The sequence below is a fragment of the Phreatobacter sp. AB_2022a genome (genome assembly GCF_026847585.1).
In the GTDB taxonomy this organism is placed as follows: domain Bacteria; phylum Pseudomonadota; class Alphaproteobacteria; order Rhizobiales; family Phreatobacteraceae; genus Phreatobacter.
On sequence record NZ_JAPSET010000062.1, the window covers coordinates 1 to 15,148 of the forward strand.

A 15,148-nucleotide genomic window follows, 5' to 3' on the forward strand; every position below is an offset into this window, starting at 1 on the left:
GTGCCGCCGCCGGGTGCGGCGGACGCCATCCTCGAGGCGATCGACGCCGAGATCCCGCTGATCGTCTGCATCACCGAGGGCATCCCGGTGCAGGACATGATCCGGGTGAAGCGTGCGTTGGACGGCTCCAAGTCGCGGCTGATCGGGCCGAACTGCCCGGGCATCGTCACGGCCGGCGAATCGAAGATCGGCATCATGCCGGCCAACATCTTCCGCAAGGGCAGCGTCGGCATCGTCTCGCGCTCGGGCACGCTGACCTACGAGGCGGTGTTCCAGACCAGCCAGGAAGGCCTCGGCCAGACGACGGCGGTCGGCATCGGCGGCGACCCGGTGAAGGGCACCGAGTTCATCGACATGCTGGAAATGTTCCTGGCCGACCCGAAGACCTCGTCGATCGTGATGATCGGCGAGATCGGCGGCTCGGCCGAGGAGGACGCGGCGCAGTTCATCAAGGACGAGGCCAAGCGCGGGCGAAGCAAGCCGATAGTCGGCTTCATCGCCGGGCGCACGGCGCCTCCCGGCCGGCGCATGGGCCATGCCGGCGCGATCATCTCCGGCGGCAAGGGCGGCGCCGAGGACAAGATCGCCGCCATGGAAGCGGCCGGCATCCGCGTCTCGCCCTCGCCGGCCCGCCTCGGCAAGACCCTCGTCGACGTGCTGAAGGGCGATCCGACGGCGCGGGGCGAGCGCAGCACGGAGATCGAATGGTCGTTCTGACCCGGCTCTGACGCAGCCAGATCCATCCGCGCCGGCGGCCCGATGGGACCGACCGGCGCGCCGTGCGACCGGCGGGGCGGCGGACCTTGCCGGTCGCATGGCCCTGGCCGCGGCAAAATCACGCAATAAAACTGCAATAGCGTGCGAAACTGCACGGAGACGGGGATTTCGCCGGCCCCCAGGCATCTGGTACACCATCGGCGAAACGCCGCCGCTGCTGCGGTAGCCCCTTGCCGATGGAGTAGGACCGTTGAAAGCCACCACCCGCGTCACCGCGCCCGACGTGTCGGGGCCCAATCTGGTGCTGGAACGTTTCGCGCCGGAGGAGACGTTCAAGACCAAGGTCTATGGTGCGCTGAAGAACGCCATCATCAACATGGACATCTATGGCTCGCGCGAGCCGACCTGGATCGACGAACGCCAGCTGTCCGAGCGCCTGGGCGTCAGCCGCACGCCGGTGCGCGAGGCGGTGGCCATGCTGGAGCAGGAAGGTTTCGTCAAGTCGCTGCCGCGGCGCGGCATCGTCGTGCTGAAGAAGACCAAGAACGAGGTCGTGGAGATGATCCAGGCCTGGGCCGCCCTCGAGAGCATGGCGGCGCGCCTGGTGGTGGAACGGGCGACCGATGCCGAGATCGCCAAGCTGCGCACCCTGTTCAAGGACTTCAACGAGGGTCACAAGCCCGCCGAGCATGTCAGCGAATATTCCTCGGCCAATATCGTCTTCCATCAGACGCTGATCGGGCTTAGCCGCTCGCAGCTCCTGATCGACATGACCAACAACCTCTTGCTGCACGTGCGCGGCATCCGGCAGATGACGATCGGCCGCGACGACCGGGCGAGCCGTTCGATCGTCGACCACCTGAAGATCATCGAGGCGCTGGAGCAGCGCGACGTGGCGCTCGCCGAACAGCGCTCGCGCGACCACACGCTGGGCCTTGCCGCCTATGTCGAGGAACATGCCGACATCTTCGACTGAGCGGATCAGTCTCGAACTGCGTCGCAGCGGTCGATCGAGCCGCGGCTGAGTTTGGCAGCGGCGAGATCAGGATGCGTCTTGCGGACATGCCGGTCGTGGTCGAGGCTCGCCATGCGCGCTCTTCACCACGAGGAATGTAGCGCGCTGAAGCACGCTCGCACATGCAACTCCCTGCGCCGGGCTCATGCCCGCACCGCACGGATACAGCACACGACAAGCCTCATCCTGAGGTAGCCGCGCCCCTCGGCGCGGCCTCGAAGGACGGCCAACCTTCATGCCGCGCGCATACTATTGCAGGAAACCGTTGGTCAGCGTGCCGATGCCCTCGATGCTGACCTCGATCGTGCTCGATGGCGGCTTGATCGTGCCCACGCCGAGCGAGGTGCCGCAGCAGATGAGGTCGCCCGGCAGCAGCGTCATGTCGTGCGAGATCCGGCTGACCAGCTCGTGCGGCTTGAAGATCATGTCGGCGACCGGATAGTTCTGCCGTTCCTCGCCGTCGAGCAGGGTGCGCACGGTGAGGCCTTCCGGCGCGAGGCCGGTTGCGACCACCGGCCCGAACGGGCCGAAGCCGTCGAAGCTCTTGGCCCGGACCCATTGTGAGAAGGTCGGGTCGGCATTGATCAGGTCGAGCGCGGTGAAATCGTTGACGCAGGTATAGCCGAAGATGCAGGCGCCGGCCTCGGCCGGACTGACGGCGCTGCAGGCGCGGCCGATGACGATGCCGAGCTCGCCCTCATAGACGACCCGGCCGCCATAGGAGGCGGGCCGGCTGACCGTTGCGCCATGAGCCGTGATGGAGGAGGGGGCCTTCATCAGATAGAGCGGCTCGGGCGGCACGGGCACGGCGAGCTTGGCGGCCAGCGCATGGAAATTGTTCCAGAGCGCGATGATCTTCGACGGCGTCACCGGCGCGAGCAGCGTGACCTCGGCGAGGTCCAGCGTGTCGCCGGTCGGCACCGAGCCGGAGAACATGCAGCCGGCGTGAACCGTGATGGTCCTGTCGGTCAGCGTGCCGAAGCCGTCGCGCCCGCCGCGCGTGAAGCGCAGCCAGCGGGCGGCCGGGCGCCCGTCGGTCCCGGCCGCCGGCCGGACATCAGTGCTGGACATGATCTCTCCCTTGTGTCCGCGGCGGCCGTTTCGATCGCTTGCTGGATCAGGCCGTCACCACCCTCAGATTGTTGGTGCTGCCGGCCTGGCCGAACGGCACGCCGGCGACGACCACCAGGGTCTCGCCCGGCTTGACGTAGTCGGCGGCCAGCGCCTGGGCGACCGCCTGGTCGACCATTTCGGTATAGTCGGTGACCTCGTCCGAACGTGTGCTGTAGGTGCCCCAGAGCAGCGCCAGCCGCCGCGCGGTCTGCTCGTGCGGGGTCAGGCCGAGGATCGGCACGGCCGAGCGCTGACGGGCGATGCGGTAGGCGGTGGTGCCGCTCTGGGTGAAGGCGACGACGGCCGCAGCCCCGATGGCATCGGCGACCTCGGCCGCGGCGGCCGCCACGGCATGCTGCGGCAACGGTTCGATGGCCGGTTTCAGCGCCTCGATCACCGCCCGGTAGGAATGGTGCTGCTCGGTGCGCCGGATGATGCGGTCCATGGTCTCGACCGCCTGGACCGGATACTGGCCCGAGGCGCTCTCGGCCGAGAGCATCACCGCATCGGCGCCGTCATAGATGGCAGTCGCGACGTCGGACGCCTCGGCGCGGGTGGGGGTCGGCGTCTGGATCATCGATTCCAGCATCTGGGTCGCGATGATCACGGGCTTGGCTGCCAGCCGGCAAAGGCGCACCAGGTCCTTCTGCGCGCCGGGCACGTCCTCCGTCGGGATCTCGACACCGAGATCGCCGCGCGCCACCATCACCGCATCGGCCAGCGTGATGATGTCGTCGATGCTGGAGAGGGCCGAGGGCTTTTCGATCTTCGCCATGACGCCGGCGCGGCCGCCGACGAGCTGGTGCGCCTCGATGAGGTCGGAGGGGCGCTGGACGAAGGAGAAGGCGACCCAGTCGACGCCGAGCTCCAGCCCGAAGGCGAGATCGTCGCGGTCCTTCTGGGTGATCGGCGAGAGCTGCAGCACCGTGTCGGGAAGATTGACGCCCTTGCGGTCGCTGACCACGCCGCCGGTGACGACGCGCGCCTCGATCATGTCATTGGTCATCCCGGTGGCGACGAGCCGCACCTTGCCGTCGTCGATCAGGAGGTTGTGGCCGGGCATGATCGCCTGGAAGATCTCCGGATGCGGCAGCGGCAGATGCTCGGCATCCGAGCCGCCGGGGTCGAGCACCAGGCGGATGGTCGAGCCGGTGGCGAGCGCCACCTTGCCGTCCTGGACCTTGCCGAGGCGGATCTTCGGTCCCTGCAGATCCTGCAGGATGGCGATCGGATAGTCGGCCTCGCGTTCCAGCGCGCGGATGATGTCGCGGCGGGCGCGATGGTCGTCGTGGCTGCCATGGCTGAAATTCAGCCGGAAGACATCGACGCCGGCCTCGAACAGCCGGCGGATGGTGTCGGCATCCGAGCTTGCGGGTCCAAGGGTCGCAACGATTTTTGCGCGTCGGTGTCTTTTCACGGTGAGCCTCACAATGCCTTGAGCCGGTCGGCGGAGATCGGACCTGAGAATCTCCGCCGAATCGCGCCCATCATGAGGCGGCGAGCAACGGAGCGTCCACGGTGGGGGTCTCGACGGGGAAGGTCGGATAGAGGCCCTTCACCCGGCCGAGTTGCTGCACCAAGCCTAGCACAGCATCGATATAGGGCGTGTGAATGGCGGTCAGGCGTCCCATTTCCTGGACCGCGGTGAGCAGGGCGTCGATCTCCAGCGGCCGGCCCTTGTCGAGATCCTGCAGCATGGAGGTGCGGTGGGCGCCGACGCCGGCCGCGCCGTTGATGCGCCGCTCGACGTCGACGCGGAAGGTGACGCCGAGCGTTTCGGCGATGGCCTGGGCCTCCAGCATCATGCTGCGCGACAGCGCCCGGGTCGGCGGATCGGTGGCGACGACGTCGAGCGTCGCCTGGGTCAGCGCCGAGATCGGATTGAAGCAGAGATTGCCCCAGAGCTTGATCCAGATGTCGTCGCGGATGTCGGGATAGATCCGCGGCCTGAGGCCGCCGGCGCTGAAGGCCGCGGCAAGGCGCTTCAGCCGGGGGCTTTCCGAGCGGTCGGGCTCGCCGAGGCCGAACTGGTCGCCGTAGATATGCTTGACGACGCCGGGCTCGACGATCTCGGTGGCCGGATAGACGGTGCAGCCGATCGCCCGCGCGGGGCCGATCGCGCGCCACTGGCGGTCGCCCGGATCGACGCTGGCGAGGCGCTTGTCGGCATAGGCGCCCTCGAGGCCGTGGAAATACCACCAGGGCACGCCGTTCTGGGCGGTCACGACCATGGTGTCCGGGCCGAGCAGCGGCTTCAGGTCGTCGGCCGCCTCCCAGGCCTGGTGCGCCTTGAGCGCCACGATCACCACGTCCTGGAGTCCGAGCTCGGCCGCGACTTTGGTCGCCGGCATGCGCTCGACGAAAGTCTGGTCCTTCACAACGAGCTTCAGGCCGCCGGCCCTGATCGCTTCCAGATGCGCGCCGCGGGCGACCAGCGACACGTCGGCGCCGCCGCGCTTCAGCATCACGCCGAGATAGCCGCCGATGGCGCCGGCGCCGTAGATGCAGATCTTCATGGCTCGCTCCCGCTTGGTGTCATGGAATCCGTCGGCAACAGGTCATCTGGGCGTTTCGGCCACCGCGTGCCCGGCCAGAAGCTCGAGCGCGCGCACCATGGCCGAATGGTCCCAGCCGGCGCCGCCATGCGCGACGCAGGCATTGAACAGCTCCTGGGCGGTCGCCGTATTGGGCAATGCGACGCCGAGGGCGCGGCCGCTCTGGAGCGCGAGGTTGAGGTCCTTCTGGTGCAGCGCGATGCGGAAGCCCGGATCGAAGGTGCGCTTGATCATCCGCTCGCCATGCACTTCCAGGATGCGCGAGGAGGCAAAGCCTCCCATCAGGGCCTGGCGCACCTTGGCCGGATCGGCACCGGCCTTGGAGGCGAACAGCAAGGCCTCGCCGACCGCCGCGATGGTCAGGGCGACGATGATCTGGTTGGCCACCTTGGTGGTCTGGCCGTCGCCATTGCCGCCGACCAGCGTGATGTTCTTGCCCATCAGCGCGAACAGGCCCTTCACCCGGTCGAACGCGGCCTCGGGGCCGCCGACCATGATGGTGAGGCTCGCCGCCTTGGCGCCGACCTCACCGCCCGAGACCGGCGCGTCGAGATAGGACGCGCCGCGCTCCTCGATGCGGCGGGCGAAATCCTTGGTCGCCATCGGCGAGATCGAGCTCATGTCGACGACGACGGCGCCGGCCTTCAGGCCGTCGGCGACGCCGTCGGCTCCGAACAGCACGGCCTCGACGTCGGGCGTATCCGGCAGCATCAGGATCACCACCTCGCTCGCGGCGGCGACCGCCTTCGGGGTGGCATGGACCGCGACGCCCTTCTCGATCAGCTCCGGCGCGACCGGCTTGTGGTGGCGCGAGGCGTGCAGGCGATGGCCGGCGGCGATCAGGTGTTCCGCCATGGGCCGGCCCATAATGCCGAGGCCGATGAAACCGATATCCGTCATGACGTCGTTTCCGTCCGAAATGCGTTGCCGAAATGGTTGCCGAGCGCCGGGATCAGGCCGAGAGGGCCGGGCGCGGCAGCCAGGTGAGGCCGGAGCGGGTATCGCGCGCCGGCTTGTATTCGCAGCCGACCCAGCCGGCGTAGCCGAGGGCGTCGAGATGGCGGTAGAGGAATGGGAAGTTGATCTCGCCGGTGCCGGGCTCGTGGCGGCCCGGATTGTCGGCGATCTGGACATGGGCGATCTGGCCGAGATGGCTCTCGATCGTGCGGGCAAGATCGCCCTCCATGATCTGCATGTGGTAGATGTCGTACTGGATCTTCAGGTTGGGCGAGCCGACCGCCTCGATCAGCGCCAGCGCCTCGGCCGTCCGGGTCAGGAAGAAGCCCGGAATGTCGCGCGTGTTGATCGGCTCGACCAGCAGGGTGATGCCGGCTCCTTCCAGCTCGTGAGCGGCAAAGCGCAGATTGGCGACCAGCGTCTCGTGGAGCCGCCCGGTCTCGACACCTTCGGGGGCAATGCCGACGAGGCAGTTGACCTTGTCGCAACCGAGCGCGGTGGCATAGTCGATCGCCCGATAGACGCCGCTGCGGAACTCGCCGACCCGGTCCGGCAGGATGGCGATGCCGCGCTCGCCGGCGTCCCAATGGCCGGCGGGCAGGTTGTGCAGGACCTGCTTCAGACCCCAGCGCTTCAGCAGGCCGGCCAGGTCCTGTTTGTCGAAATCGTAGGGGAAGAGATATTCGACCCCGGCGAAACCCGCCTCGGCGGCGGCCTCGAAGCGGTCGAGGAAGGGCTGTTCGTTGAACAGCATGGAGAGATTGGCGGCGAAGCGGGGCATGGATCTCGTATCCTCGGGTTTCATGGCCTTGGATCGCGCGTCCGGAGGACGCGGCGAACAGGTCAGGCGGGTTCGAGCTCTCGCGCCGGCACGGGCAGGTCGAGGACCTCCTCGAACTCGACGACATTGTCGATCTCGGTGCCCATGGCGATGTTGGTCACCCGTTCCAGGATGAACTCCATGACGACCGGCACCTGGTGCTCGACAAGCCAGGCCCTGGCCTTTGCAAAGGCCGCCTTGAACTCGTTCGGGCTGCGCACCCGGATCGCCTTGCAGCCGAGCCCTTCGGCGACCGCGACGTGGTCGACGCCATAGCCGTCGAGATCCGGCGCATTGACGTTCTCGAAGGCGAGCTCGACCTGGAAATCCATGTCGAAGCCGCGCTGGGCCTGGCGGATCAGGCCGAGATACGAATTGTTCACGACGATATGGATGTAGGGCAGCTTGAACTGCGCTCCGACGGCGAGCTCCTCGATCAGGAACTGGAAGTCGTAGTCGCCCGACAGCGCGACGATCTCGCGGGTCGGATCGGCGGCGCGCACGCCGAGCGCCGCCGGCAGGGTCCAGCCGAGCGGGCCGGCCTGGCCGCAATTGATCCAGTGCCGGGGCTTGTGCACATGCAGGAACTGGGCGCCGGCGATCTGCGACAGGCCAATGGTCGAGACGTAGCAGACGTCGCGGCCGAAGGCCTCGTTCATCTCCTCGTAGACGCGCTGGGGCTTCAGCGGCACGGTATCGAAATGACTGCGCCGGAGCATGGTGTTGCGGCGGGCAAGGCAGTCGGCGGCCCAGGCGCCACGGTCCTTGAGCGCGCCCTGCCGCTTCAGCTCCCGGGCGGCCACGACGAACAGTTCGAGCGCGGCACGGGCGTCCGATACGATGCCGTAGTCCGGATCGAACACCCGCCCGATCTGGGTCGGCTCGATGTCGACATGGATGAACCGGCGGCCTTTCGTATAGGTCTCGATCGAGCCGGTATGGCGGTTCGCCCAGCGATTGCCGATGCCGAGCACGAAATCGGCGGCGAGCATGGTCGCATTGCCGTAGCGGTGGCTGGTCTGCAGCCCGACCATGCCCGCCATCAGCGGATGGTCGTCGGGAATGGCGCCCCAGCCCATCAGGGTCGGCACGACGGGAATGCCGGTCAGCTCGGCGAACTCGACCAGGAGGTCGCTGGCGTCGGCATTGATGACGCCGCCGCCGGCGACGATCAGCGGCCGCTCGGCGCTCTCGAGCATGGCCATGGCCTTGTCGATCTGCCGGCGCGAGGCGGCGGGCTTGTAGACCGGCAGCGGCTCGTAGGTCTCGTCGTCGAACTCGATCTCGGCCATCTGCACGTCGAGCGGCAGGTCGATCAGCACCGGGCCCGGCCGGCCCGAGCGCATGAGGTGGAAGGCCTGCTGGAAGGCGCGCGGCACCAGCGCCGGCTCGCGCACGGTGACCGCCCACTTGGTCACCGGCTTGGCGATGGCCTCGATGTCGACGGCCTGGAAATCCTCCTTGTAGAGCCGGGCGCGCGGCGCCTGGCCGGTGATGCAGAGGATCGGGATCGAGTCGGCGATGGCCGAATAGAGTCCGGTGATCATGTCGGTGCCGGCCGGCCCCGACGTGCCGATGCACACGCCGATATTGCCGGCCTTGGCGCGCGTATAGCCTTCCGCCATATGCGAGGCGCCCTCGACGTGCCGGGCCAGGATGTGGTGGATCGAGCCGCGCTGCTTCAGCGCGGCATAGAGCGGATTGATCGCGGCGCCCGGCACGCCGAAGGCCTGGGTGACACCCTCGCGTTCCAGAACCCGGACCGCGGCCTCGATGGCCCTCATCTTCGCCATGGCGCATTCTCCCAAGCAGGCTTCGATGCTCCTACGAGACGGCGTCCGGGGCCGCGGGTCAATTTATTCCAAAAACTTTTTTCATTTTGATATGAAAATATATTCTTCCTTTTGTACCAGATAGTTATCTGTTTTTCAGAATTGCGGAATGCATTGAAATGGGAAATGATTTCGCGCATTCTCGATCGCGCGCGCCCGCTTTTCGTGCGCGCGGCGGACGAGACTGCGGGAGATGCCATGGCGATGATCGAGCAACGCAAGGGACGCGGCCGGCCGCGTTCCTTGAAGGCCGCGCTGGCGGCCGGCTCCGTGCAGGCGCTGGACCGCGGGCTGGCGCTGCTGGTGGTGCTCGCCGAAGAGGATGGCATGACGCTGACCGAGCTCGGCCGGCGCTCCGGCATTTCGGCCTCGACCGTGCACCGGCTGCTGCTGACGCTCGAGGCGCGCGGCTTCGTGCTGCACGACACCGATCGCGGCCACTGGCTCGTCGGCGTCGGCGCCTTCACGATCGGTTCGGCCTTCCTGCGCAACCGGCGGATCGCCAATATGGGCCGTGGCACGATGCGGGAGCTGATGGCCGCGACCGGCGAGACGGTCAATCTCGGCATCGAGGACAATGGCGAGGTGGTGTTCATCTCGCAGGTGGAGAGCCACGATACGCTGCGCGCCTTCTTCCGGGCCGGCAGTCGCGGCGCCATCCATGCCTCGGGCGTCGGCAAGGCGATCCTCGCCGAACTGCCCGAGCACCGCATCCGGCAGATCGTCGGAGCCCGGCCGCTGATGCGGTTCACCGGCCATACCCGCACCGAGCCGGCCGCGCTGATGCGCGAGCTCGAGGCGGCGCGGCTGCGCGGCTGGGCGCTCGACGACGAGGAGCGCACGGTCGGCATGCGCTGCGTGGCGGCGCCGATCTTCAACGAGCATGGCGAGGTGATCGCGGGTGTGTCCATTTCGGGCCCGGCCGTGCGGGTGACGGTCATGAAGCTCGACGAATTCGGGCCGATGGTCCGCCGTGCCGCCGACGAGATCACGACCTCGATCGGCGGCCGGCAGCCGGCGCGCTAGGCATTCGTTCGAGGCGGCGCGGAGTTCAGTGCGCGGCGAGCGCCTGGCGCACCGTTTCGCCGACCAGGTGCGGGCTCGCGGCGATCCGCGCGCCGGCCCGTTCCAGCGCCCGGATCTTGGCCGCCGCATCACCGCCGCCTCGCAGCGCCAGCGTGCCGGCATGGCCCATGCGGCGGGCCGGCGGCGCCTCGCGGCCGACGATCAGGGCGACGACCGGCTTGGCCGCGCCGGCGCCGGCGATCAGCTCGGCTGCCTCCTCCTCCTCGGTGCCGCCGATCTCGCCGATCAGCACGATGGCCTCGGTATCGGCATCCTCGAGCAGCAGCGACAGGCATTCGCGCATGCCGACGCCGTGGATCGGATCACCGCCGATGCCCACCGTCACCGACTGGCCGAGACCGCTCGCGCTGATCTGGGCGACGACCTCGCTGGTCAGCGAGGCCGAGCGCGAGACGATGCCGACCCCGCCAGGTCTTTCGCTGCCGGTCGCCATGACGCCGAGCTTGCCGATGCCGGGCACCAGGATCCCCTGCGAATTGGCCCCGACCAGGGTGGTGCGGCCGCCCTTCAGGGCATCGCGCACGCGCACCATGTCGAGCACCGGCACCCGTTCGGTGACGGTCACCACCAGCGGCATCTCCGCCTCGATCGCCTCGATCATGGCGCTCGCGGCGTGTGCCGGCGGCACGAACAGGATGCTCGCATTGGCCCCGGTCGCGCGGCGCGCATCGGCCACCCTGTCGAAGACCGGCAGGTTGAGATGGGAACGCCCGCCCTTGCCGGGCGTGACGCCGCCGACGACCTTGGTGCCATATTCCATCATGCGCGCGACATGGTGGGTGCCGGCCCAGCCGGTCATGCCCTGGCAGATCACGCGGGTATCGCGATCGAGGAAGACGGTCATGGCTCAGGCTCCGCGGCGCGCGTCTTGGCGGGCGAGCGCGACCGCCTTGGTCGCGGCGCTCCACATGTCCGGGCATTCGATGATCGCGCAGCCGAAATTGCGGAAGCGCGAGCGGGCGAATTCGGCGTTGTTGCCGGCGAGCCTGACCACCAGCGGCAGGACGCGGCCGGTGCGGCGCATGGCGATGCCGAGGCCCTCGGCGATCGTGTCGCAGGGCTGCATGCCGCCGCCATGGACATTGATCAGGATCGCCTTCGTCTCGGGCCGGTCGAGCAGCAGGCGGAAGCCGTGGGCGATGTCGAGGCTGGTGGCGGTGGTGCGCACATCCATGAAATTGGCCGGCCGGCCGCTGGCCGCGACCACCATGTCGAGCGTGGCGAGGCCGAGGCCCGCGCCATTGGCGACCATGCCGATATCGCCGCCGAGCTCGATATAGTTGAGCTGATGGCGCTGGGCCTGCAGCTCGGCGAGGCTCGTCTCGTCCTCGTCGCGCAGCGCGGCAAGGTCGCCGTGGCGGAACAGGGCGTTGTCGTCCAGCACCATCTTGACGTCGAGACCGACAAGTTCGCCGGCCGCGGTCACGGCCAGGGGATTGATCTCGATCAGGCTGGCATCGCGATCGACGAAGGCGCGGCGCAGGCCGTCGACCAGGCGGCAGCCGCTGGCGTGGGCCGCTCCCGCGAGGCCGAGGCCGGTCACGAAGGCGGAAACGGCCTCCGCGCGCGGTTCGCGGCCGGTGCCGAGGCCGACCCTGGCGAGCGGCACGTCGCCGCTCGACACCCGTTCCTCGATGTCCTCGCCGCCCCTGGCGCTGCCGATCAGCACGAGCTCGCCGGAGGAGGAATCGATGATCAGGGCAAGGTGCAGCTCGCGCGCGGCGGGCACGACGGCCTCGACCAGCACCCGGCGCACCGTGGCACCGGCGGGCCCGGTCTGGGCGGTCACGACGGTGCGGCCGATGAGGGCCGCGGCTGCAGCCTCGGCCTCGGCGGGGCTTTCGGCGCGCCTGACGGCGCCGGCCCGCTTGCGGCCGCCGGCGTGGATCTGGGCCTTGACCATGACCGGGCGGTGGCCGAGACGGCCGGCGATCTCGCCGGCCTCGCGGGCGGTGATGGCGACCGCGCCTTCCGGCACGGCGAGGCCGTAATCGGTCAAAAGGCGTTTGGCCTGGAATTCATGGATCTTCACGGTGCGATCCTCCTGGCACGTTTCCCCGGATGGCGGCGCGTCGAGGCGCCGTTCTCATCTGGTATACGTTATGCCAGAAGATCGAGACAGGCAACAGGCTTGTTGCGTGAGGATGCTCAGGCGCGGGCGGTGACGATCCAGGCGCCGCCGGAAAGAACCAGGCGATCGCCCTCGCGCTGCGCCTCCAGTGCCGTCCTGATTGCGTCTTCGGCCCGACGCGCGGTGGCGTCGGGTTCGGCGGCAAGCAGCCGGGCGACCGGCCCGACCCGCAGGATCTGGCGCATGACGGCATCGACCGCATCGTCGCCGGCACCGGCCAGCATCGGTGCATCGAACGGCGTGAAGCCGGTCTCCCTGAAGCCGGCTTCGGCGAGGATGGCGGCCACCCGCGCGCGATCGGCGAAGGCGAACGGGCCGGGCGCGAAGGGCTCGGGCCGCGGCTGCGGCGGCAGCACGGCAGAGGCGGCCTTCAGAGGCAGGCGGAACCAGTCGTTCTCGGCCACCACCCGCCAGGCGACGAAGGCCAGCCGGCCGGTGGGTTTCAGCGCGCCGTGCAGATGGCGAAAGGCGCCCACGGGATCGTCGAAGAACATGACGCCGAAGCGCGAGAACAGAAGATCGAAGCTGCCGGCCGCAAAATCGTGACGGCTGGCGTCGGCCGCGATGAAATCGACGGCGGGGCCGGCCGCTTCCGCCCGCTCGCGTGCCCGTCCGAGCAGGGGCTCGGAGATATCGACGCCGGTGACGCGGCCGGAGGGCGCTACCGCCCGCACCAGATCCAGCGTCGTCGCGCCGGCGCCGCAGCCGATGTCGAGCACGATCTCCCCGGTGCGCGGGGCGGCCGCCGCCAGCGCCGCGGCACCGAAGGCGGCCAGGCGCTGGTCGAGCCATTCCTGGTGCTCGACCCAGCGCGCTCCCGAATTGCCGTTCCACTCATCGATCTGTTCGGCGTTTGCGACGGTCATCGCGGTCTCCATCCTGAGCTGCGGGAGAATGACCGATCGTTCCCGCGATCCCAAGCGTGCGGTCATCACTTCACCGTCACGTTCCCCGGACGGCTCGATGATGCCGGCCGGCGCCGCGGACCGGCGCCGCCATCGAAACGACATCAGGAGGCATTGGACTATGCGGCCGTCGGGCGCCGGCGCCACGTCCGGCCGCGACGTTCGAACCTGTCGCCCGCCCGACTGGCGTCCGGGGTCCGCTCCGGGGAGAGGCCAGGCAACCGCAAGGCGGGACATGGCCTTGGCGGCGGCAAGCGGAGGACCGGCATGTATCAGGCCACGCCGTCCCGCGCCGTGCTTGGCATTGCCGGCGGCGCTGCCGTCGGCGCGGTCGCCGTCGTCGCCCTTCTGCTCGGCATTCCGCTCTATCTGGAAGGCGAGAGCTTCGCCGACCGGGTCAGGTTTCCGACCGTCGCTTTCGCGGCGGCGGTCGCCTTCGCGATCTGGGCGGTCGGCCTTTCCATCGTCGCCGTTCCCTGCTGGCGGATCCTGCATCGGCGGGGCTGGCGCGACTGGCGCGCGGCGATCGCGCTCGGCTTCGCCCTGACCTTTCTGGCCAATCTCGCCCTGTCGACCGGCTTTGGTTTCGGCTTCGGGTCCGGCTATTCCGCGGGCGATGGCGGCGGCATGACTGTCGTCAACGGCCGGATGACCATCCATGGCTGGTCGCGCGCCCTCGCCGGCGCGTTGTTCCTGAGCCCTCTCGGCATGCTGGTGGGCTGGGCGGTCTGGCGGATAGCGTACCGATGGTGCCCCCCGGCTTCGGCCGTTTCGCGCCAGGACCAGGCCGTGGTGCGCGCCGACGATGCCGGCTAATGTCGCGCGCCGAGGCATGGCAAGGATCGTCGCGCCGTCATGATCGGCGCGCCGCAGGAGGGAGCTCCCATCATGACCGCCTACGTCGCGCTGCTGCGCGCCATCAACGTCGGAGGTGGCGGCAAACTGCCGATGAAGGCGCTGAAGGCGGCCTGCGAGGCGGCAGGGTTCGAGCGCGTGTCGACCTATATTGCCAGCGGCAACGTCGTCTTCGACAGCGCGCTGCCGGCCGCCGGGGTCAAGGCGGCGATGCTCGGCCTGCTCAAGGACCGGTTTGAGCTCAGCGACAACCACTGCATGATCCGCACGCCGGGCGAGATCGAGGCGGTCATGGCGGCGAACCCGTTCATGGATGCGGCAGAGAGCCGCCCCAACCTCATGCTGGTCGGATTTCTCGACGGCATCGCGCCGGCCGCCGCGGAGGGAGCGCTCCGCGCCTATCAGGGGCCGGAGCGCTGGCACATTGCGCGCGACCACATCTATCTCGACTATGCCGGCGGCGTCGGCCAGTCGAAACTGACGCCGGCCTTTCTCACCCGCGCGCTGAAAGTGCCGTTCACCGCCCGCAACTGGAACACGACGGGCAAGCTGCTGGCCATGGCGCGGGCGCTGGAACAGCCGGACGCGCCATGACCGTCCATGTCGCGCTGATCCGCGCCATCGGGCCGGCCACCCACGCCAGGATGTCGATGAAGGACCTGAGCGAGGGCTGCCGCGCCGCGGGGCTTGCGAAAGTCTCGACCTATATCCAGACCGGCAATGTCATCGTCGACACGCGCTTCGGCGCGCCCCGCATCGGCGCCACCGTCAGCGGCGTCCTTCGCCGCTTCGGGCTCGGCAATGACGTCGTGGTGCGGCGGGCCGACGCGCTCGCCGCGCTGGCCGCGGCCGATCCCTATCCCGATGCCGCTGCGGCGCGGCCGGACGCGCTCGTCGTCATGTTCCTCGCGGAGCCGCCGGAGGCGGAGCGCCTCGCGACGCTGCTGCGGCACGGCGGTCCGGAGCGGATCAGCGTCATCGGACCGGATCTCTGCATCGACTATGCCGGCGGCATAACCGGTTCCAAGCTGCTGCCCGGCACCATCGAGCGTCGGCTCGGCATCGTCGGCACGGCGCGCAACTGGAACACGGTGCGCCGGCTGGCGGCCTTGTCCGCGGCCTTCTGAGCGCTGCCTATCGCGTTTCGAGCCAAGCGGGCGCC

The 15,148-nt window shown here is 68.9% G+C and carries 15 protein-coding genes; 6 read left to right on the forward strand and 9 right to left on the reverse strand.

Features of this window, described 5'->3' with window-relative positions; genetic code table 11:
• Both sucD (OZ671_RS28595) and OZ671_RS28600 read left to right on the forward strand, forming a co-directional pair.
• Positions 1-717: succinate--CoA ligase subunit alpha (sucD, locus tag OZ671_RS28595; protein ID WP_268863867.1), on the forward strand; the 717-nt coding region annotated here is incomplete at its 5' end.
• A gap of 250 nt (positions 718-967) precedes the next feature.
• A complete protein-coding gene (locus tag OZ671_RS28600) occupies positions 968-1,693 on the forward strand; it encodes a GntR family transcriptional regulator (RefSeq protein ID WP_103168027.1) in 726 nt (241 codons plus the stop codon).
• A gap of 288 nt (positions 1,694-1,981) precedes the next feature.
• Here the strand turns inward: OZ671_RS28600 and OZ671_RS28605 are convergent, their stop codons facing one another.
• From OZ671_RS28605 to gcl, 6 genes are all read right to left on the reverse strand, one after another.
• Positions 1,982-2,803 (reverse strand): fumarylacetoacetate hydrolase family protein, encoded by an 822-nt coding sequence (locus OZ671_RS28605; RefSeq protein WP_268863868.1) that lies wholly within the window; start codon positions 2,801-2,803, stop codon positions 1,982-1,984.
• Positions 2,804-2,849: 46 nt separating this feature from the next.
• Positions 2,850-4,262, reverse strand: coding sequence for a pyruvate kinase (gene pyk / locus OZ671_RS28610; protein ID WP_268863869.1), 1,413 nt, complete (start codon positions 4,260-4,262; stop codon positions 2,850-2,852).
• 70 nt (positions 4,263-4,332) lie between these two features.
• Positions 4,333-5,361: a 2-dehydropantoate 2-reductase gene (locus OZ671_RS28615; RefSeq protein ID WP_268863870.1), complete on the reverse strand. Its 1,029-nt coding sequence runs from the start codon at positions 5,359-5,361 to the stop codon at positions 4,333-4,335.
• 42 nt (positions 5,362-5,403) lie between these two features.
• The gene (locus OZ671_RS28620; protein ID WP_268863871.1) at positions 5,404-6,300 is read right to left on the reverse strand and encodes a 2-hydroxy-3-oxopropionate reductase; all 897 of its coding nucleotides are present in this window, start codon (positions 6,298-6,300) and stop codon (positions 5,404-5,406) included.
• Between the two features lie 52 nt (positions 6,301-6,352).
• A complete protein-coding gene (gene hyi, locus OZ671_RS28625) occupies positions 6,353-7,138 on the reverse strand; it encodes a hydroxypyruvate isomerase (RefSeq protein ID WP_268863872.1) in 786 nt (261 codons plus the stop codon).
• A gap of 62 nt (positions 7,139-7,200) precedes the next feature.
• Positions 7,201-8,970 carry a glyoxylate carboligase gene (gene gcl / locus OZ671_RS28630; RefSeq protein ID WP_268863873.1) on the reverse strand — a complete coding sequence of 590 codons (1,770 nt, stop codon included), beginning with the start codon at positions 8,968-8,970 and terminating at the stop codon, positions 7,201-7,203.
• A 243-nt stretch (positions 8,971-9,213) separates the two neighbouring features.
• On the opposite strand from gcl, the gene bhcR reads away from it, so the two are divergent.
• Positions 9,214-10,035 carry an HTH-type transcriptional regulator BhcR gene (bhcR, locus tag OZ671_RS28635; RefSeq protein ID WP_442957138.1) on the forward strand — a complete coding sequence of 274 codons (822 nt, stop codon included), beginning with the start codon at positions 9,214-9,216 and terminating at the stop codon, positions 10,033-10,035.
• 25 nt (positions 10,036-10,060) lie between these two features.
• Here the strand turns inward: bhcR and sucD (OZ671_RS28640) are convergent, their stop codons facing one another.
• The 3 genes from sucD (OZ671_RS28640) to OZ671_RS28650 all read right to left on the reverse strand — a co-directional run bounded on the left by sucD (OZ671_RS28640) (position 10,061) and on the right by OZ671_RS28650 (position 13,092).
• Entirely contained in the window at positions 10,061-10,939 is an 879-nt protein-coding gene (sucD, locus tag OZ671_RS28640; protein ID WP_268863875.1) for a succinate--CoA ligase subunit alpha, read from the reverse strand.
• A gap of 3 nt (positions 10,940-10,942) precedes the next feature.
• Entirely contained in the window at positions 10,943-12,127 is a 1,185-nt protein-coding gene (gene sucC, locus OZ671_RS28645) for an ADP-forming succinate--CoA ligase subunit beta (RefSeq protein ID WP_268863876.1), read from the reverse strand.
• Between the two features lie 116 nt (positions 12,128-12,243).
• Positions 12,244-13,092 (reverse strand): class I SAM-dependent methyltransferase, encoded by an 849-nt coding sequence (locus OZ671_RS28650; RefSeq protein WP_268863877.1) that lies wholly within the window; start codon positions 13,090-13,092, stop codon positions 12,244-12,246.
• A gap of 306 nt (positions 13,093-13,398) precedes the next feature.
• Between OZ671_RS28650 and OZ671_RS28655 the strand changes: the two genes are divergently transcribed.
• The 3 genes from OZ671_RS28655 to OZ671_RS28665 all read left to right on the forward strand — a co-directional run bounded on the left by OZ671_RS28655 (position 13,399) and on the right by OZ671_RS28665 (position 15,113).
• Positions 13,399-13,947 carry a hypothetical protein gene (locus OZ671_RS28655; protein WP_268863878.1) on the forward strand — a complete coding sequence of 183 codons (549 nt, stop codon included), beginning with the start codon at positions 13,399-13,401 and terminating at the stop codon, positions 13,945-13,947.
• 72 nt (positions 13,948-14,019) lie between these two features.
• Positions 14,020-14,580 carry a DUF1697 domain-containing protein gene (locus OZ671_RS28660; RefSeq protein ID WP_268863879.1) on the forward strand — a complete coding sequence of 187 codons (561 nt, stop codon included), beginning with the start codon at positions 14,020-14,022 and terminating at the stop codon, positions 14,578-14,580.
• Entirely contained in the window at positions 14,577-15,113 is a 537-nt protein-coding gene (locus tag OZ671_RS28665) for a DUF1697 domain-containing protein (protein WP_268863880.1), read from the forward strand. The genes OZ671_RS28660 and OZ671_RS28665 overlap by 4 nt, the downstream gene beginning before the upstream one ends.
• Positions 15,114-15,148 lie beyond the last annotated feature (35 nt).